General features: G+C 58.3%; 18 protein-coding genes. 8 read left to right on the forward strand and 10 right to left on the reverse strand.

Annotated features, from left to right (window positions below; translation table 11 throughout):
- The first annotated feature begins 5 nt into the window (after positions 1–5).
- On the forward strand, positions 6–671 hold the full coding sequence (locus L991_RS02735; RefSeq protein ID WP_028449486.1) for a DUF484 family protein: 666 nt from the start codon (positions 6–8) through the stop codon (positions 669–671).
- A complete protein-coding gene (locus L991_RS02740; protein WP_052190531.1) occupies positions 658–1,653 on the forward strand; it encodes a tyrosine recombinase XerC in 996 nt (331 codons plus the stop codon). Before L991_RS02735 ends, L991_RS02740 begins: the two co-directional genes overlap by 14 nt.
- Before the next feature lie 95 nt (positions 1,654–1,748).
- Here L991_RS02740 and L991_RS02745 read toward each other — a convergent pair whose 3' ends face one another.
- Complete coding sequence (locus L991_RS02745) at positions 1,749–3,311, reverse strand: hypothetical protein (protein ID WP_047391980.1); 1,563 nt, start codon at positions 3,309–3,311, stop codon at positions 1,749–1,751.
- 11 nt (positions 3,312–3,322) lie between these two features.
- Positions 3,323–4,639, reverse strand: coding sequence for an adenosylmethionine--8-amino-7-oxononanoate transaminase (locus tag L991_RS02750; RefSeq protein WP_047392047.1), 1,317 nt, complete (start codon positions 4,637–4,639; stop codon positions 3,323–3,325).
- Positions 4,640–4,761: 122 nt separating this feature from the next.
- Between L991_RS02750 and ltaE the strand changes: the two genes are divergently transcribed.
- From ltaE to L991_RS02775, 6 genes are all read left to right on the forward strand, one after another.
- A complete protein-coding gene (ltaE, locus tag L991_RS02755) occupies positions 4,762–5,790 on the forward strand; it encodes a low-specificity L-threonine aldolase (RefSeq protein WP_047391983.1) in 1,029 nt (342 codons plus the stop codon).
- A 65-nt stretch (positions 5,791–5,855) separates the two neighbouring features.
- Positions 5,856–6,863, forward strand: coding sequence for a methionine ABC transporter ATP-binding protein (locus L991_RS02760; RefSeq protein ID WP_028449491.1), 1,008 nt, complete (start codon positions 5,856–5,858; stop codon positions 6,861–6,863).
- Positions 6,860–7,528, forward strand: a complete 669-nt coding sequence (locus L991_RS02765; RefSeq protein WP_156128960.1) for a methionine ABC transporter permease — start codon at positions 6,860–6,862, stop codon at positions 7,526–7,528. Before L991_RS02760 ends, L991_RS02765 begins: the two co-directional genes overlap by 4 nt.
- A gap of 162 nt (positions 7,529–7,690) precedes the next feature.
- Complete coding sequence (locus L991_RS02770; RefSeq protein WP_047391984.1) at positions 7,691–8,473, forward strand: MetQ/NlpA family ABC transporter substrate-binding protein; 783 nt, start codon at positions 7,691–7,693, stop codon at positions 8,471–8,473.
- A 356-nt stretch (positions 8,474–8,829) separates the two neighbouring features.
- Positions 8,830–9,060, forward strand: a complete 231-nt coding sequence (locus L991_RS17180) for a hypothetical protein (RefSeq protein ID WP_156128961.1) — start codon at positions 8,830–8,832, stop codon at positions 9,058–9,060.
- A 136-nt stretch (positions 9,061–9,196) separates the two neighbouring features.
- Positions 9,197–9,625, forward strand: coding sequence for a surface-adhesin E family protein (locus L991_RS02775; protein ID WP_047391987.1), 429 nt, complete (start codon positions 9,197–9,199; stop codon positions 9,623–9,625).
- Positions 9,626–9,840: 215 nt separating this feature from the next.
- On the opposite strand, the gene L991_RS02780 is transcribed toward L991_RS02775, so the two are convergent.
- From L991_RS02780 to L991_RS02815, 8 genes are read right to left on the reverse strand one after another with little or no spacing between them, the layout of a single operon-like run.
- Positions 9,841–10,320 (reverse strand): nuclear transport factor 2 family protein, encoded by a 480-nt coding sequence (locus L991_RS02780; RefSeq protein ID WP_081986454.1) that lies wholly within the window; start codon positions 10,318–10,320, stop codon positions 9,841–9,843.
- Positions 10,321–10,323: 3 nt separating this feature from the next.
- Positions 10,324–11,181, reverse strand: a complete 858-nt coding sequence (locus L991_RS02785; RefSeq protein WP_081986456.1) for an SDR family NAD(P)-dependent oxidoreductase — start codon at positions 11,179–11,181, stop codon at positions 10,324–10,326.
- Between the two features lie 3 nt (positions 11,182–11,184).
- Complete coding sequence (locus tag L991_RS02790) at positions 11,185–11,721, reverse strand: DUF3833 domain-containing protein (RefSeq protein ID WP_028449496.1); 537 nt, start codon at positions 11,719–11,721, stop codon at positions 11,185–11,187.
- Positions 11,714–13,114, reverse strand: coding sequence for an MFS transporter (locus L991_RS02795; RefSeq protein ID WP_052190532.1), 1,401 nt, complete (start codon positions 13,112–13,114; stop codon positions 11,714–11,716). The genes L991_RS02790 and L991_RS02795 overlap by 8 nt, the downstream gene beginning before the upstream one ends.
- Complete coding sequence (locus L991_RS02800; protein ID WP_081986458.1) at positions 13,111–13,680, reverse strand: chalcone isomerase family protein; 570 nt, start codon at positions 13,678–13,680, stop codon at positions 13,111–13,113. Before L991_RS02800 ends, L991_RS02795 begins: the two co-directional genes overlap by 4 nt.
- Positions 13,652–14,869, reverse strand: coding sequence for a cyclopropane-fatty-acyl-phospholipid synthase family protein (locus L991_RS02805; protein ID WP_047391994.1), 1,218 nt, complete (start codon positions 14,867–14,869; stop codon positions 13,652–13,654). The genes L991_RS02800 and L991_RS02805 overlap by 29 nt, the downstream gene beginning before the upstream one ends.
- Positions 14,866–15,672, reverse strand: a complete 807-nt coding sequence (locus L991_RS02810; protein ID WP_052190533.1) for a DUF1365 domain-containing protein — start codon at positions 15,670–15,672, stop codon at positions 14,866–14,868. The genes L991_RS02805 and L991_RS02810 overlap by 4 nt, the downstream gene beginning before the upstream one ends.
- Positions 15,672–16,952 (reverse strand): NAD(P)/FAD-dependent oxidoreductase, encoded by a 1,281-nt coding sequence (locus L991_RS02815; RefSeq protein WP_047391996.1) that lies wholly within the window; start codon positions 16,950–16,952, stop codon positions 15,672–15,674. The genes L991_RS02810 and L991_RS02815 overlap by 1 nt, the downstream gene beginning before the upstream one ends.
- Positions 16,953–17,007 lie beyond the last annotated feature (55 nt).

Consider the following 17,007-nt stretch of genomic DNA (forward strand, 5'->3'; position numbering starts at 1 on the left):
CCGCAATGCAAGCTGCCGATATTGTTCAATGGTTAAAGCAGAATCCCGAATTTTTCGATGAATTCGCCGATGATCTGGCGCAAATTTATGTGCCCCACAATCACGGCGGGCATGCGGTATCGCTGGCCGAGCGCCAATTACTGACCCTGCGCGACCGCAATCGCCAGCTGGAAGGCCGTTTGAGCGAGCTCTTGCAATTTGGCGTGGAAAACGACCAGATTTCCGATAAATTGCACCAGCTCACCGTTGATTTGATGAAGGCTGCCGATCTGCGCGGCATTCTCGGCACGTTGGAATACCACTTAAAAGAGCGCTTCAACGTGCCCTGCATGGCGCTACGCCTGTGGCTGCCGGCCGACGGCCATCAGTTGATGGAGTTTTCACCCGTGGGCGAAGCGATCCACACACTGGCCAGCAATCTGGTCTCGCCCTATTGCGGCCCCTATGTCACCGATGAAGTGCTGGATTGGTTTGAGATCGGCGCGGGCGAATTAAAATCGTTTGCGCAGTTTGCACTCAAAACCGGCGAGCGCCCATTTGGCATCTTGGTTTTGGCCAGCCAAGATAGCGAGCGTTTCTACCCCGATATGGGCACGCTGTATTTGCAGCGCCTGTCCGAATTGGTGTCGGCGGCCATTCGCCGCGTTATTCCGGATCATGCGAGCGCCTGAGTTCCTCCCCGACCCGCAGCTGGCCGAGACCTTACCGGCCAGCAGTCGGGCAAGTTTTGAGCATTTCATCCGCTATCTGGTGGGTGAAAAAATGGCCAGCCCGCACACGCTGAGCGCTTATCAGCGCGATCTGAACACACTGGCACGGCTGGCGGGCGAGCGTGAACTCACAAGCCTGAATGCCCTCACCCTGCGCGGTTTTGTGCGCGCCTTAAGCCAGCAAGGCCTGTCTGGGCGCAGCATCGCCCGCACGCTGTCGGCCTGGCGAACGTTTTTTCAGCTGATGGTGCGGGATTTTCATTGGCCCACCAATCCACTCAGCGGGATCAAAGCCCCCAAAAGCGGCAAGAAACTGCCCGAAGTTTTGAATGTGGACGATGTGGTGGGGCTGCTCGATCACCTCCCCGACGACAATGCGCTGGATTCGCGCGATAAAGCGATGTTTGAGCTCGCCTATTCCGCAGGCCTGCGGGTCAGCGAAATTGTGGGCCTGCAACTGCCCTTGCTGGACTTGGCTCACGGCATGGCCACGATTCACGGTAAAGGCAATAAAACCCGGCTGGTGCCGATTGGGCAAGAGGCGCAGCAAGCCCTGCGGCAATGGTTATTGCGCCGACCTGAGTTGGTGCGCGGCAGCACGCAGGCGGTGTTTGTCAGCCAGAATGGCGCCGCGCTCACCACCCGCGCCGTGCAGCTACGGCTGCGCCACTGGCAGCAAACCCTCGGCATTGCCGAGCCCCTGTATCCGCATAAACTACGCCACAGCTGTGCCACGCATCTGCTGCAATCTTCGGGCGATTTGCGGGCGGTGCAGGAGTTGCTGGGTCACGCCAGCATCGCCACCACCCAGGTGTATACCCATCTCGACTTTCAGCATCTGGCGCAGGTGTATGACGCTGCGCACCCGCGGGCGCGCAAACGCGAATCAGACAAAGATGAAGCGGAGTCGCAACAAAATCAAGACATACATAGGCAGGTATAGGGCCATAAAGCTCAGCCAATAATGCCCCTATGGCAATACCCCGCCCATGCGTTCAACGCGCCGCGGCATAGCAACCATCAGATCGCCCCAAACCGCTACGCGCTCTGCCCCAGCTCACCAGTAAATTCGAACAGATCATAGCCGTTTTGCTGCTCCACCAGTTTGGCCGAGCGCACATGCTGCTCACCGGCCGGTAGGGCCACCGTGTAATCGCGCAGCGGGATATATTCCCCTTTCGGCGTAGCGATGCGCGGGCCTTGTTTTAAGGCCGGAATCGCCGGCAGCAGCAAGGCGGGGAAAAACGCCTGCGCGGCGGCGGTGCTCTGCCGCATCAACAGCGGCTGGGCCTTGGCACTCATCACTTGCAGCCCCATTTCCATCGCGCCGGTGGGGTGTTGCTGCAACCAGCGCACCGAGGCGATCATCCAGTTGCGCTCATCGCTGACCGACAGCGCCACCAGATCACCGGGCAATACATGCTCGCGCGGCAAATCATTGGCCAAAATGCCGTAACCGCCCGGGCTTTCATTCACCACCTGCCACTCGGTGAGTAATAAATCCTCATGCCCGAGCGCTGCGCTGCGCCCCGGTGGCATCAGTTGCTGCCCGCCATTGAGGCGAATCACCGCCCGCTGCAAGCCAAACGCCACCCGCACCTTGGCCGCGGTGGGGATACGCTGATACAAGCGGTGCGGCACGATGCTCCATTGCCGGATCACCCGGCGCAAGATTTCCAGCCACATCAGCACTTTGCTGCGATCTTTGGCCATCGGTGCTTTGGCTTCCACCGAATGCTCAGCCTTATGCAAGCGCTTGGCGAGCTCGATGGTATCAAACAACACCGCCTGGCCCAGATACGGCTCTAGCGAGCGATTGCCAACGTAATACGGCGCTTTATCGCTATTGAGCTCGATTAAAAAATAGCCTGCGCTGGAGCTAAGCTTACCCAGCGGCTGAAAGTGCGCATACGGCGCATAACTTTCGATAATCTCGATGACCTTATCAAACTCAGGCCCGGCAAAGCGGTGCGGATCGGCCAGCGCCAGCAGCACCAGCTGCTTATACAGCGTCGCCAGCGGGCGGCTGGTTTTGTCTTTAGGGTTGTCGTTTTTGGGCTCATCGAGGATTTTATGCTCGACCCCATAGCGAAACAGCTGATGCGCTTCTTGCCACAAGCCCGGTGGCAAAGGCTGATACAGCCGGGCCGACACCTGCGCCACCCGCCAAAAACTATACAAGGTGGCCTGAATCAGCGTGGGCGGGATTTTATTGTGGCTGGTAAAGAGACCCAGAATTTTCTCATCGAGCTTATCCTGCATGGCGATTTTCCAGCCGGTGGCCATCGCCAGCCAGACATTGCGCGCCAGCTGCGCCGCCGTGCGGGCGCTTTCGTGCATTGGCAGCGCGGGCGAGGCATAGGCCAGCTCAAAGCCACCGGTGAGCATTTCCAGCGAATTTTGATATTGATTTAAGAGCTGAATACGCGCTTCAGGCTCCAGCTTCACCTGATTGAGCACGGTGAGCGCATCCAGCAGCATGCGGCCGGCTTCGATCACATTGCCGGTGGGCAAGGCGATCAGCCACTCCTTCACTTGCTTCGGGTCGGTCTGCACCGTGGCAGCCAGGCTCGGATCAATGGCAGGCACCGCAAATTTCAAGATCGCATCCTCTAGCTGGCCAAACTCTCATCCAGGGCCCGCAAAGTAGCGCCCAGCAATAGGCGCGCGTCTTCCGGCTGGATAATGTAGGGTGGCATAAAATAAACGGTATTTCCAACCGGCCGCAGCAACACGCCGTGGGCCAGCGCACACTGGAAGAAGCGACTGGCAAAGCCGGCTGGCGCGTCCAGCACATCAAAGGCCCAAATCATGCCGCGCTGGCGCCAATGCCGTACGCGCGGATGCGCCGCCAGCGGTGCAAAGATTTGATTCAGCTCATGGCTTAGCGCCCGGTTGCGCGCAATCACCTGATCGGTGCGAAAAATCTCCAGCGTAGCCAGCGCCGCGGCGCAGGCCAGCGCATTGCCGGTGTAGGAATGCGAATGCAAAAAGCCGCGCGCGGCCTCATCGCTATAAAAAGCCTGATAAATCGCGTCCCGACACAGCACCACTGCCAGCGGCAAATAGCCACCGGTAATGCCTTTGGATAAACACATCAAATCCGGCTGGATACCGGCCTGCTCGCAGGCAAACATGCTGCCGGTGCGGCCAAAGCCCACCGCAATTTCGTCGGCGATCAGCAAGACTTGATACTGATCGCAGAGTATACGCGCCTGAGCTAGATATTCCGCGGCATACATGGCCATACCCACCGCACCTTGCACCAGCGGCTCGATAATCAGTGCGGCGATCTCATGGCTATGCTCCGCCAGCACACGGGCCAGATCGGCCAGTGCGCGCTGGGTGTAATCCGCAGCGCTTTCGCCTGGGGCAGCCAGCCGCGGATCCGGGCTTTGCACGCAGAAATTTTCCCGCACCAATGGGGCATAAGCGGTGCGGAAAATCGGCACATCGGTTACCGACAAGGCGCCCAGCGTTTCGCCGTGATAGCTGTCCGCCAGATACACAAAGCGGCTTTTTTGCGGCAGGCCTAAATTGCGCCAGTAATGCGCAGCCATTTTCAGCGCGATTTCGGTGGCCGAGGCGCCGTCCGAGCCATAAAACGCATGCCCCAAGCCGGTGAGCGCGCCCAGCTGCTCGGATAATTCCACCACGGGCGCGTGGGTAAAGCCGGCCAGCATCACATGCTCGAGCTGCTCCATTTGCGCGCTAATCGCGGCTTTAATGCGCGGTTCGTTATGGCCAAACAGATTCACCCACCAGCTCGACACGCCATCCAGCAGGCGATGGCCATCGTAATCGGTCAGCCACAAGCCATCGGCGCGGGCGATCGGCACCAGCGGCAGGCTTTCATGCCGTTTCATCTGGGTACATGGATGCCACACGGCGGCGAGGCTACGGGCTAATAAAGATTGATTGTTGTGCATTTTTTCCATATCAGCATTTTCGCATAAAGCGCTGTCAATCGGGCATTCTACGGGCTATCAGCTATAGTCACTGCCAACAGAAATACCGACAATTCGTCTTCAATTCTCATTATCGAGCCACCATGCCTGATTTTCGCAGCGATACCGTCACCGAACCGACGCCAGCCATGCGGCTGGCCATGAGCCAGGCGGCGGTGGGCGACGATGTGTATGGCGACGATGCCACGGTACAAATACTGGAACAAGCCGCGGCCGCCAAGCTGGGCAAGGCCGCGGTCCTGTTCGTGCCCACGGGTACATTTGGCAATCAGCTGGCCATCGCCACGCATTGCCAACGGGGCGACGAGCTGATCGCCGACGAAGGCAGCCATATTGTCTGGCACGAAGCCGGCGCCAGCGCCTATATCGCCGGCGTGCAGCTGCGGGCGATTGCAAGCAGCGATGGCGCCCCTAGCGCCGACGACATCGCGCGACGCATCCGTCATGGGCAAGATATCCATGAGCCCAAAACCGGGCTGATTTGCCTGGAGAACGCGCATTCCAATGGCCGGGTGATCCCGTTGGCGCGGATGCAGGAGATCTGGGCGTTGGCACAGGCTGAGGGCATTCCGCTTCACATTGATGGCGCGCGCATTTTTAATGCCGCCACCCATCTGGGCGTGCCGGTGACCGCACTAACCCAGTATTGCGACACGGTGATGTGTTGCCTCAGTAAAGGCCTCGCGGCCCCCATCGGCTCGATCTTGGCCGGCTCAAACGAATTCATCGCCCGCGCGCGGCGCCTGCGCAAATTGCTGGGCGGCGGCTGGCGCCAAGCCGGCGTGCTGGCGGCACCGGGGCTGATTGCCTTAAATGAGATGAGCGCCCGGCTGGATGAAGACCACCGTCGTGCGCAAGTGCTGGCCGTGGCCCTGCAAGGCATTGATGGCATCGAGATTGATCCTGCGCAGGTAGAAATCAATCTGGTCTGGTTTCGCATCACCCGCCCACTGGATGTCGCCGCGCTGATGCAAGCCCTGGCCGCGCACGGCATTAAGGCCAATCCACCCGAGCACGGGCTGATGCGGCTGGCTACCCACTGGCAAATCAGTGATGCCGACATTGCCGCCGTGGTGGCCGTGCTACGCGCGCAGCTGGCGGCGGCAAACTAATACCCTTGTAAGCAGCACTATGCCTGCTGAATAATCGAGACACTGGCAGCTAAAAAGGCAACCTTGTGATTGTTTTAGAAAATCTGAGTAAAGCGTACCGCGTTAATGGCCGTGAGATTCCGGCCTTAAAGCGCATCGACCTCACCATCGCCGCGGGCGAAATCTTTGGCATTATTGGTCATTCCGGCGCGGGTAAATCCACCCTGATCCGCCTGATCAATCAGCTGGAGCGCCCTAGCGGTGGCCGCGTGCTGATTGATGAAGTGGATATGACCGAGCTTTCCAGCGATGGGCTGCGCAAAGCCCGGCAGAAAATCGGCATGATTTTCCAGCATTTCAATCTGCTGATGAGCAAAACGGTGGCGCAGAATATCGCCTTCCCGCTCGAAGTGGCCGGCGCCGAGCCCGCCAGCATCGCGCCGCGGGTAAATGAGCTCTTGGCGCTGGTGGGGCTCACCGAGCACGCCAACAAGTACCCATCGCAACTTTCTGGCGGGCAAAAGCAACGCGTGGGCATCGCCCGTGCGCTGGCCAACAACCCCAAGCTGCTGCTGTGCGATGAGGCCACCAGCGCGCTCGACCCGCAAACCACCGCCTCGGTGCTGCAGCTTTTGCTGGAAATCAATCAAAAGCTGCAGCTCACCATTGTGCTGATCACCCACGAAATGAACGTGATCCGCACGATTTGCGATCGGGTGGCGGTGATTGATGGTGGCGAGATCGTCGAAATGGGCCCGGTGAGCCGCGTCTTTTTACACCCGCAGCACCCCACCACCCGCCGCTTTGTCTACGAGAGCGAGCACATCGACGAAAACCACGAAGCCGATGATTTTGCTCACGTGCCCGGTAAAATTGTGCGCCTCACCTATCTGGGCGAAGCCACCTACCAGTCGCACCTGAGCAGCCTAGCGCGTGAATACGAGGTGGATTTCTCGATTCTGGCCGGCCGTATCGAGCGGATCAAGCACACGCCCTGCGGGCAGCTCACCCTGGCCCTGCAGGGCCCTAAAGTGGCTCTGATGCTGCAACAGCTAGCCCACGAAGGGATTGAAATCGAGGAATTACGCGCATGATCAACGAACTCTTTGCCAATATCGACTGGGCCGACATCGGCACCGCCACGCTCGATACGCTTAGCATGCTGGGTGGCTCGCTGCTATTTACCCTGGTGCTAGGTCTGCCACTGGGTATTTTGCTGTTTCTGACCGGTAAACGGCAGCTGCTGGAGCAGCCGCTGGTGTACAACCTGCTGTCGCTTCTGGTGAATGTACTGCGCTCGGTACCTTTTGTGATTTTGCTGATCATCATGATCCCGTTTACGGTGCTGATTACCGGCACGTCGCTCGGGGTGGCCGGGGCGATTCCACCGCTGGTGGTGGGTGCTACGCCATTTTTTGCCCGCTTGGTAGAAACCGCGCTGCGCGAAGTGGATCGCGGCATTATCGAAGCCACCCAAGCCATGGGCGCCACGACCGGGCAGATTGTGATGAAAGCACTGCTGCCCGAAGCCATGCCCGGCATTCTGGCCGCGATTACCGTTACCGCGATTACCTTGGTGTCGTATGCCGCGATGTCGGGCGTGATTGGCGGCGGCGGTTTGGGCGATCTGGCGATTCGCTTTGGCTATCAGCGCTTCCAGACCGATGTCATGGTCGTGACCGTGGTGCTGCTGCTGATTCTGGTGCAGATTTTGCAAATGGTGGGCGATAAACTGGTCCAGCATTTCAGCCGCCGCTAAGGCGCGGGCGCTGAGTACAAAAGCATATATTTATAACCAAACAGTATTTTCGGCCACACCAGCGGACTGATAAGCTAAACGCCATGTACCCATCTGGGTATCTGCTGCAAAGCTATCACTCCAAAAGAGTTGAACCCTATACCCCTCCCAAAAGGAATCGACATGAAAAAGCTGCTCACCCTGGTTACCGTTGCCGCCGCCTTTGCTGGCACCACAGCCCTGGCCGGTGAAAAACTGAGCATCGGCGCCACGGCCGTACCGCACGCCGAGTTGCTGGAATTCGTAAAACCCACCTTGGCCAAACAAGGCGTGGATCTGGATATCAAGGTCTTCACCGACTACGTACAACCAAACGTACAAGTGGCAGAGAAAAAACTGGATGCCAATTTCTTCCAGCATCAGCCTTACCTGACCGAATTTAACAAAGGCAAAGGCACCAGCCTCGTGAGCGTAGCCGGCGTGCATGTCGAGCCATTTGGCGCGTATTCAAGCAAAGTGAAAAAACTGGCCGATCTGAAAGAAGGCGCCACCGTGGCGATTCCCAACGACGCCACCAATGGCGGCCGCGCCCTCTTGCTGCTGGATAAAGCCGGCGTGATCAAACTGAAAGACAACAAAAACATCCTGGCTACCAGCAAAGACATCGTGGGCAACCCGAAAAAACTGAAATTCAAAGAGCTGGAAGCCGCCACACTGCCACGCATTCTGAATCAAGTTGATCTGGCGCTGATCAATACCAACTATGCGCTGGAAGCCAAGCTGAACCCAAGCAAAGACGCACTGGTAATCGAAGGTAAAGAATCGCCATACGTGAATATCCTGGTGACTCGCACTGATAACAAAGACGCCGCTGCCGTGAAAAAACTGGCCGCCGCTTTGAAATCACCAGAAGTGAAGAAGTTCATCGAAGAAAAGTATAAAGGCGCGGTAGTATCTGCGTTCTAACACTCTGTGTTAACCGCCTCGCCTCGCGCGAGGCGGCGCCTAAATTCACTGGACATGAGTACAGGCAAACCCCATGAAAACCCCGCTGTAATGGCGGGGTTTTCTTTTTGCCGCTTTGAATAATCGGGATTGTGCCGACAGTGGCGAGCGCCAACCCCCAGCATGAATCACTCGCAGGTAAAAGCTGGGCGAATTAGCCACCAACAAACTCGGATTAATGCTCACGCGCAACTACTAGATTAAACTAGAGGGCTGGTTGGTTTCGGCCATGAGCCGCCATCAAGCATGTTTGGTGAACAAGGCCAAGAATGGGATGGCGACTGCACAACTAGCGAACTTCAAACGAGGATAAAAGCATGAAACGACTCCTGATTGTTTTAGGCTGCTTCTTTTTGCTGCTCGGCCTATTTCATGAATCATTACCTATTGATTTAGCTAGGGGAATTTGGAGTATTTTCAGCTCCAACTCTCGACCAATCTATTTCAGAATCATACCAACCGAACAAGTTGATTACACGCAAGTTTTATTACTAAGTATTGGTGCGCTATTGGTGTTGGCCGGACTACTTCGCCGTTCATTCAAATAAATGAAAATCTCTGGATTAGGCTTAACGAGAGGCTGCAGTCGGCCAGAAGCGGACTTTTGAGATAATTTGTAAAGACTCAATGCGAAGACAAGCTTATATCCGGACTTTATTTAGATTTTAATTTTCAGAGAAGGCAATGAAATTGAAGGCAAGCAATGAAATAAAGACGGTTATGCTATCCATGATGCTGTTGTTGACAAGTACAACAGCTCTAGCAGAGAAGTGGTTTCTATTTCAAGAAACTCAAGTTTCTAAGATTTACTTGGATTCTGATTCAATTCGACGTTCTAACAATAAAGCCACCGTCAAGCAGCGCCAAGATTTTTTTGAGGTTAAAAAATCTTTAGTATCTCAGCCCCCATATAAATATGTCGCAGCTATTTCCACAATTGAATTTGACTGTGACAAGGAGTTAAAACGAACTCTCGATGAGGTAATCATAACAACAAAGGGTGAGAAAAAAACACCCGAGTTTGAAGTATCCGGCAGCATGCCAATTATTGGGCCATTCATGCAGGCAACAATGGAACACGTGTGTCAAAAGTCAACCACCCCAAAACCTTAAATAATCAATCACGCTGTATCATCGGCGTAGCTATTTAACTTCTGTGCATGCATGACTTATCGTTGTTATATTTGAATTGGAATTTCAGAATGTCTGCATTGGGTCGATTTCTGCCACTCCAGCTTTCACAGAGCGCGCTAATATCAACCAGTCAACCCAAACAACAAGATGGCCCACGGACCAACTGCAACCCGGGGTGGCATCCCCGCCGGGGCTTAATGCGGTGGATGCGCGGGTAATTTGAACTGGCGGCGTAGCCAGCGGATGGGGGCGCCCACCACCGGCAATTTTTGCAGCAGCTCTTCGGCCGCATCCCAGTAATCACGATGCAGGCGCAATAAACCATCAGCGCCAAAAACCAGATGCGAGCTGCCGCTTACCGCATACAGCTGCCCTTTCAGGCTAAATTCGAATACCCACGTCACAAAGGCCTGACGGCCATCCACCAATTGCTCGCCGATGATAAAGCGCGGCCCTTCAGTGGTGGCAAACATATGCTGGAAAATCGCCTCAATGCCCGCATGCCCCACCACTTCGTTAAATGGATCTTTAAACCGCGCCTGCGGCTGATAAAACTCGGCCACGCGTGCGAGCGTGGCAGGGGTCAGGCTGGCATACCACGCCAGCACCGCGGCCAACTGGGCGCGGGTTTGCTCGGTGCTGCAGGCTGGGGCGAGCTCGGTCTGGATTAGCATCGCTTAGCGTGCTCCTTCATCGTGGCGCAAAACGGATTGACTGGGGGCCTTATGCGGGGGCTGATAAGGCATACCCGGCAGGGCATTGCCCACAAAGCGTTGCAAAATATAAAACCGCAGCCGATACGGCAGGATACGTGCGAATTTTAGCCACCAGGTAAAGCGCTGCGGAAAATGAATTTCAAACGCCCCGCGCGCCACCCCGCGCCAAATCGCGCTGGCCGCCTGCGCCGGGGTTTGCAGCGCGGGCATCACAAACTGATTTTTGGCCGTTAGCCCGGTTTGCACAAAGCCGGGATTGATTAAATACACATTCAGCCCGTGCGGCGCCAAATCACAGTACAGGATTTCGGCCAGATTGATCAAGGCGGCTTTGCTGGGGCCATACACGCTGGCGTTCGGCAGCCCGATCAGGCCAGCCACGCTGGCGATCAGCCCGATACCGCCCTGCCGGCGCGCCAGCATGTCGGGCAACACAGTCTGCAGCGCGTGATAGACGCTAGCCAGATTTAGCTGCAAGGTGGCCTCGGCGCGCGCGGCATCCACTTCCCACACCCGCTCGGGGCGATAATCTGCGGCGCAAAACAGCACCAAATCGGGCGGGCCAAACTGCGCCAACAGTTGCGCATAGGCGGGCGCCCAAGCCGCCGCATCTGTCACATCCAGCGGCAACACCAGCGCGGCCGGGTGCTGGGCGGCCACTTGCTGCAGCGCGCTTTCGCGCCGGGCGCTGAGCGCCACCCGCGCCCCAGCGGCCAGCGCTTGCTCGGCCAGCGCCGCGCCAATGCCGCTGGACGCCCCGATCAGCCAGATGACTTGCCCAGCCAGGCTGGGCAGCGGTCGGTTTAATGGTCGCCACATGGTCTACTCCTTCTTGCGAAAGAACAGCGTGACCTCCCCAAGCTCAATGCCAAACTTGGACATGCTGGCCCGGTTGATCATGGTTTTCTCGTCAATCAGAAACATCCAGTCATCAAATTGCATGTGATAGGTTTTGCCATCGACCGGCAGGCGCAGCGTGTAGCGCCAATTGAGGGCATTGCCGGCCACCTCGCCCAGCGCTTCGCCTTCGACATCGGCGGCGGTGCCGCGCCAACGGCCATCGCTGCCTTGGCGCAAAGTCCACACCCGCTGCTGTGTGCTGCCATCGTCGTACACAAAGCGCTCATCCAGCACCAGCGCGCCTTGCTGATACGTGCCGGTAATGTCGACTTTAAAGCGCTTCACCACTTTGCCGCCGCGTTGTTGGAACATGCCCCAGGCCTCGGTCTGGCCACTGAAATAGCGCACCAGATCCAGCTCAGGCTTAGCCGCCTGATATTCGTGCACCTTGGGTGCCGCGCAGGCCGTCAGCAGGCCACATACACCCGCCAATAGCGTGGCGGTAATCGATTTACGCATGATGAGACTCCAGACGTTCAGGCGCAGGATAGCGCCGCAATAAGCACAGGGCTGCCAGCTTGAATAGGCATGGCAAACCGGCGTAAACCCAAGCCAGCGCTGGCCCAGCAGGCTGGCCGGGCTGATAATCGAGCAGCGCCAGCAGCGGCAGCGCCAAGCCTGAAACCGCCAGCGCCAGCTTGCCGAGCAAAGTCCACAGCCCAAAGTAGCCGGCGGCCGCCTCGCCGGGCCGAATGCAGCCGGCCAGCAATACCGGTGGCAAAGCCAGATCGGCGCCCAGCGCCAAACCAGCCAAAATGCAGATCAGTAAATACGCTTGGCTATCCCCGGCGCCCAACAGGCTGGCACCGCAAAACGCCAGCAAAGCCAGCAACATGCCCAAGCGCCAAGTGCACAGCGTGCCCAGCCGGGCCGCGAGGCGCACCCACAGCGGCAGGCCAATTGCCGCCGCCAGAAAATACGCACCCAGAAACAGCCCGATCTGCGTGCCAGCCTGCAACCGGTCTTGAATGAAAAACGGCGCCAAAGTGGCGGGTATGGCCACCGATACGGCGTTAATCCAATACGGCCAGCACAGCCGCACAAAAGGGCGATTACCGCGCCATTGCTGCCAGCTTTCACGCCAGCTGGGCTGAGTGACCGCCGCCCGCTGCCACGCCGGCGCCCAGCGCTGCAATAGCCCCACCCCAAGTAGCAGGGCCAGCACAAAAAAACCGCAATACCACCACAGGCCATTGCTGCGTTCCGCCGCGGGCTGTGCCAGCCAATAGGCCGGTACCACGCTGGCCACCACCACGCCAGCCAGCCCTAACCCTTCGCGCCAACCTGCCGCCCCGAGCAAGAGCCCACCGGCCGCTGGCGCGGCTGTGCCAACATTCTGTGACTTGTCATCATTTTTAGCCGCGCTTGCTGCCGTAGGCTGGGCCTCGGGCATGGGCGAATGAACACTGCCCGCAAGCCGCGCCCCCCAGGCCAGGTAGGCAATATTGAGCATACTGTGGGCGGTATAGGCCAGCACGAGCATCACTCCAAGCCATAGCAGCAGATACCCCCCCTTCACTGGCGGCAACCACAAACCACTAAAACCCAGCGCCAGCAAAATGGCACCCAGCCAAAACCAGCGCCGCAAACCCGCACCCTGCAAGCGATCAATCCAGCGCCCCAACCACGGGTCTTGCACGGTATCGACCAGCCGCGCTAAAAACAGCACCCAGCCCGTACCGGCCAAAGCCAAGCCCAGCTGCGTGCTGTAATAGGCCGGAATCTGCACATACACCGGCAAAGCCGCCATCGCCAATGGCAGGCCCAGCGCCCCATACGCGGCTAAAGCCAGCTGGGATTGGCTGCCCGCCGGGCTAGCGGCCTGCGCTGGCGCGGTGCGCTCGGTAGTCATGGCGCCGCCCCCAGCAGTTTGGCGCGCAAACCCTGATCTTTGGTACGCGGATCGAGCCAGATGGCAAAGAAAGCCTCGGCAAATTGCGGATCGCGAATCTCGGCTAGCTGGCGCTCGGCACTGTAAAACGTGCAGCCCACACCGGGGCGGAACACCCCGATCAGCTGCTGGCCGGGCTCGACATCGGTAAATGCCCGCTGCATCAGCCCTTCCCAGCGCTGGCGAGTGGCCTCGTCATAGCGCGGGCCCAGCAAGCGGGCGATTTCATCGCTGCTGGTGCTGACAAACTGCGCGCGACTGATGCTGCGGTGATAGGTGAGCTCGAGCGCGAACGGCACGCCGCTGGCCCAGGCCGCCGGCAAACGCGGGCTTTCGCTCCACAGCCGCGCGGTGTAAATGCGCAGCCCCAGCCAGTGCAAATCGCCACTACCCACCACTTTGGCCTGCGGCAAATCGGCGCGCCAGACATTCGCCAAGGCAGGTATCGGCTGCCAGCCAAATCCCCAGAAGGCCATGATGGCAATACCCCGGGCGAGTTTACTTTTGCAAACAGAATTGAACGACATCGGTGCGCCCCTCGTCGAAACCCGCTTCGCAATAGCACAGGTAAAGTCGCCAGATGCGGATAAACGCCTCGTCAAAGCCTTGCCCACGCACGGCCTCGAGCGCAGCTTCAAAGCCCTGCCGCCAGCGGCGCAGGGTTTCGGCATAATCAGGGCCAAAGCGATATTGCTCGGCGGTACTCAGGCCAGCCTTGGCCGCTTGGGCCACAAAACCGCTTGGGCTCGGCAACATGCCGCCGGGGAAAATGTATTGCTGGATAAAATCGGTGCCGCTGCGATAGCGCTCGAAATAGGCCTCATCAATGGTGATGGACTGCACCAGCGCCTTACCGCCCGGTTTCAAGCGTTCGGCCACCGTGCTGAAATAACGGGGCCAATAGGCTTCGCCCACCGCCTCGAACATCTCGATCGACACAATCGCATCGTATTGGCCCGTGAGATCGCGGTAATCGCAGATTTCCAAGGCCACCAGATCATTGAGCCGCGCCGCATCGATGCGGGCTTGCGCCACAGCCAGCTGCGAGGGCGAAATGGTGATGCCATGCACGGCAATGCCTTGTCGGCCGGCTTGCTCGGCAAAGCCGCCCCAGCCGCAACCGATTTCCAGCACCCGATCGCCGGCTTTTAAGCCCAGCACATCGATAATGCGCTGATATTTCGCCACCTGCGCCGCCTGCAGGCTTTGCTGCAGGTCGCCGGCAAACACCGCGCTGGAATAAGTCCAACTCGGGTCCAGCCACAAGCGGTAAAAATCATTGCCGATGTCGTAATGGGCATGAATGTTTTTCTGGCTCCCGCGGCGAGTATTGGCGCGCAGCAGGTGTTTGAGGCGATACCACAGCTTACCCAGCCAGCCGCCAAACAGCATTTGCTCCAGCACCGCCTCGTTGCGGATCGCCAACCGCAGCAGCGAAGTCAGGTCGGGGCTATCAATCCAGCCAGCCTGATAGCTTTCAGCAAAACCAATATCACCAGCCTGTAAAATCCGCTGGCAGGCGCGCCAATCGCTAATCTGCAAAAACGCGCTGGGCGGCTCATGCAGATTACCGAAAGTCAGGTAATCACCCTCGGGGGTTTGCAGCTGCAAATGGCCCTGCTGCAAGCGGCCCAGTAGCGATAAAAACACCCGCGCGGCCGCCGGCATGGCAGCACTGCGCTGGGCAGTTGAGGCGAGAGTTCGGGTTTGGCTCATGCTTGTGTCTCCTGCTCGATCACGGCCGGCAAGGGGGCGCCTTGCACGCTCAGCGCCGGCACAGGGCTGGCCGGCTGCCGGTAAAACGGCACTTTTTTCCACCATAATTTGAGGGCTTGCCAATGAATACGGCCTATCACGCCCAGCGTAAGCAAGGGCTGAGCCAGCAGGGCCTGCGCCAGATTGCGCGCGGTCAGCGGCTGGCGATGGCCGCCAATCGCGGTTTTCAACAGCAAGCCGTGTTCATCGTGATAATCAATCGCCATCAGGCTGGTCTGCGCGGTTTCGCGCACTCTGAATTCGTAATGGCCAGTCACCGCACAAAACGGCGACACATGCATTAATTTGCGGGCATACAGCGGGGTATCGGCCCCAATCGCTTTTCCATCTTGGCCTAGCAAGAGATACCTATGGGTATCGCCAAAGGTATTGTTTACCTCGGCCAACACCGCCACCAGCGCGCCGCTGCGGTCATGGCAATACCAGAAACTCACCGGGTTAAACACAAACCCCAGCACGCGGGGGAAGGTTTGCAGCCAGATTTCGCCATCGGCGCTGATCTGCTGCGCTGCCAGTAATTGCCGCGCCCAGTGCGCCAGATCGCTGCCATCGCGCGGGCCGTAGTCACGGGTGCGCAGGCACACCGGCCGCCAGCGATCGATACCCAGCCAGGCATTGCCGGCATCGCTAAGCCGATCAAGATTCAGGCGCAGGCAAAACACCGGATATACAAAGCGGTTGCGACTGGGGCGCAGGCGATCATGCATCACCTGCCCGCGCAGCAAATAGGCGGCGGGCTGCATTAGCTTAACCTCGCCCAGTCGGGCGCCAGGCCAAAATCGGCCACCACGCGCAGCGCGGATTTCAAGCCGTCTTCGTGAAAACCATAGCCGGTCCAGGCGCCGGCAAACCAGGCCCGATCCTGCCCCTGAATAGTGGCGAGCGCTTGCTGGGCATTGATTGCCGCTTGGTCAAACACCGGATGCTCGTACTCAAAGCGCGCTAGGGTTTGTTCGGGCGCCGGCTCGGTAAACGGATTGAGCGTCACCACCACCGCCTGCTGGCACGGTAGGCGCTGCAGTTGATTCAAGAGATAGCTCACGCACACTGGGCGCTCATCACCCACTTGGGCGCCACCGAGGTAATTCCACGCCGACCAGACTTTTGGCCGCCGCGGCAGCTGGCGCACATCGGTGTGCAAATATGCGGTATTGGGCTGATAGCGCACGGCGCTAAGCACCGCGCGCTCGGTCGGGCTGGCATCGGCCAGCATGGCCAGCGTTTGTGGCGCATGCGTGGCAAACACCACCGCATCAAAATATTCAGTGCCGGCGGCGCTGGTAATGGCCACGCCATCGGGCGTGCGCTGCACTTGGCTCACCGGGCTATTGAGCCGCACATCGCTTAATGTACCGGCGATTTTGCGCACATACTCGCGCCCGCCGCCGGCCACGGTGAACCACTGCGGGCGGTTATTCACTTGCAGTAGCGCGTGGTTGAGGCAAAAGCGTAGGAAAGTCGCCGCAGGGAAAGTCAGAATATCATTGGGCGAACTCGACCAGATGGCCGCTGCCATCGGCAGCAAGTACTGATCACGAAACGCCGCGCCATAGCCATCTAGCTGCAATAGTTCGCCTAAATTCAGCCCTTCTTGGCTGGCGCGTTGCAGATTATCTACCGCGGCGGCATTAAAACGCAGAATATCGCGCAACATGCCCAAAAAGCTCGGTTTAAGTAGATTGCTACGCTGGGCAAACACGGTATCGAGATTGGTACCCGCCCATTCCAGCGCGCCATCGTTCAGCGACACGCCAAACGACATATCGGTGGCGTAATGCTCGACGTTCAGCTCGGCAAACAGCGCTAAGAGATTGGGATAAGTGCGCTCGTTGAAGACCAGAAAACCGGTATCGACCGGAAAAGTGTGGCCTTCTAGCGTCACTTCTACCGTGTTGGTATGGCCGCCCAGATAGTGGCCGGCCTCAAAAAGGGTGACCTGATGTTCACGTTGCAGGAAGTAGGCACTGGCCAGACCGCTGATGCCGGCCCCGATCACTGCAATTTTTTGTGGCTGATTGGCCATGATTCACACCGTTTATCGTTTTGCGGGATGTAAAAATGCGCTTGCTGGTGATAAC

It is taken from the genome of Chitinibacter sp. ZOR0017, assembly GCF_000799095.1.
In the GTDB taxonomy this organism is placed as follows: Bacteria; Pseudomonadota; Gammaproteobacteria; order Burkholderiales; family Chitinibacteraceae; genus Chitinibacter; species Chitinibacter tainanensis.

Bases quoted from the DNA above. Each gene is read 5' to 3' on its own strand.
- L991_RS02810 (WP_052190533.1), bottom strand. From the start codon at position 15,672: ATGCAGCCCGCCGCCTATTTGCTGCGCGGGCAGGTGATGCATGATCGC.
- L991_RS02770 (WP_047391984.1), top strand. From the start codon at position 7,691: ATGAAAAAGCTGCTCACCCTGGTTACCGTTGCCGCCGCCTTTGCTGGC.
- L991_RS02790 (WP_028449496.1), bottom strand. From the start codon at position 11,721: ATGCGTAAATCGATTACCGCCACGCTATTGGCGGGTGTATGTGGCCTG.
- ltaE (WP_047391983.1), top strand. From the start codon at position 4,762: ATGCCTGATTTTCGCAGCGATACCGTCACCGAACCGACGCCAGCCATG.
- L991_RS02815 (WP_047391996.1), bottom strand. From the start codon at position 16,952: ATGGCCAATCAGCCACAAAAAATTGCAGTGATCGGGGCCGGCATCAGC.
- L991_RS02765 (WP_156128960.1), top strand. From the start codon at position 6,860: ATGATCAACGAACTCTTTGCCAATATCGACTGGGCCGACATCGGCACC.
- L991_RS02735 (WP_028449486.1), top strand. From the start codon at position 6: ATGCAAGCTGCCGATATTGTTCAATGGTTAAAGCAGAATCCCGAATTT.
- L991_RS02785 (WP_081986456.1), bottom strand. From the start codon at position 11,181: ATGTGGCGACCATTAAACCGACCGCTGCCCAGCCTGGCTGGGCAAGTC.
- L991_RS02740 (WP_052190531.1), top strand. From the start codon at position 658: ATGCGAGCGCCTGAGTTCCTCCCCGACCCGCAGCTGGCCGAGACCTTA.
- L991_RS02805 (WP_047391994.1), bottom strand. From the start codon at position 14,869: ATGAGCCAAACCCGAACTCTCGCCTCAACTGCCCAGCGCAGTGCTGCC.
- L991_RS02780 (WP_081986454.1), bottom strand. From the start codon at position 10,320: ATGCTAATCCAGACCGAGCTCGCCCCAGCCTGCAGCACCGAGCAAACC.
- L991_RS02750 (WP_047392047.1), bottom strand. From the start codon at position 4,639: ATGCACAACAATCAATCTTTATTAGCCCGTAGCCTCGCCGCCGTGTGG.
- L991_RS02795 (WP_052190532.1), bottom strand. From the start codon at position 13,114: ATGACTACCGAGCGCACCGCGCCAGCGCAGGCCGCTAGCCCGGCGGGC.
- L991_RS02800 (WP_081986458.1), bottom strand. From the start codon at position 13,680: ATGTCGTTCAATTCTGTTTGCAAAAGTAAACTCGCCCGGGGTATTGCC.
- L991_RS02775 (WP_047391987.1), top strand. From the start codon at position 9,197: ATGAAATTGAAGGCAAGCAATGAAATAAAGACGGTTATGCTATCCATG.
- L991_RS17180 (WP_156128961.1), top strand. From the start codon at position 8,830: ATGAAACGACTCCTGATTGTTTTAGGCTGCTTCTTTTTGCTGCTCGGC.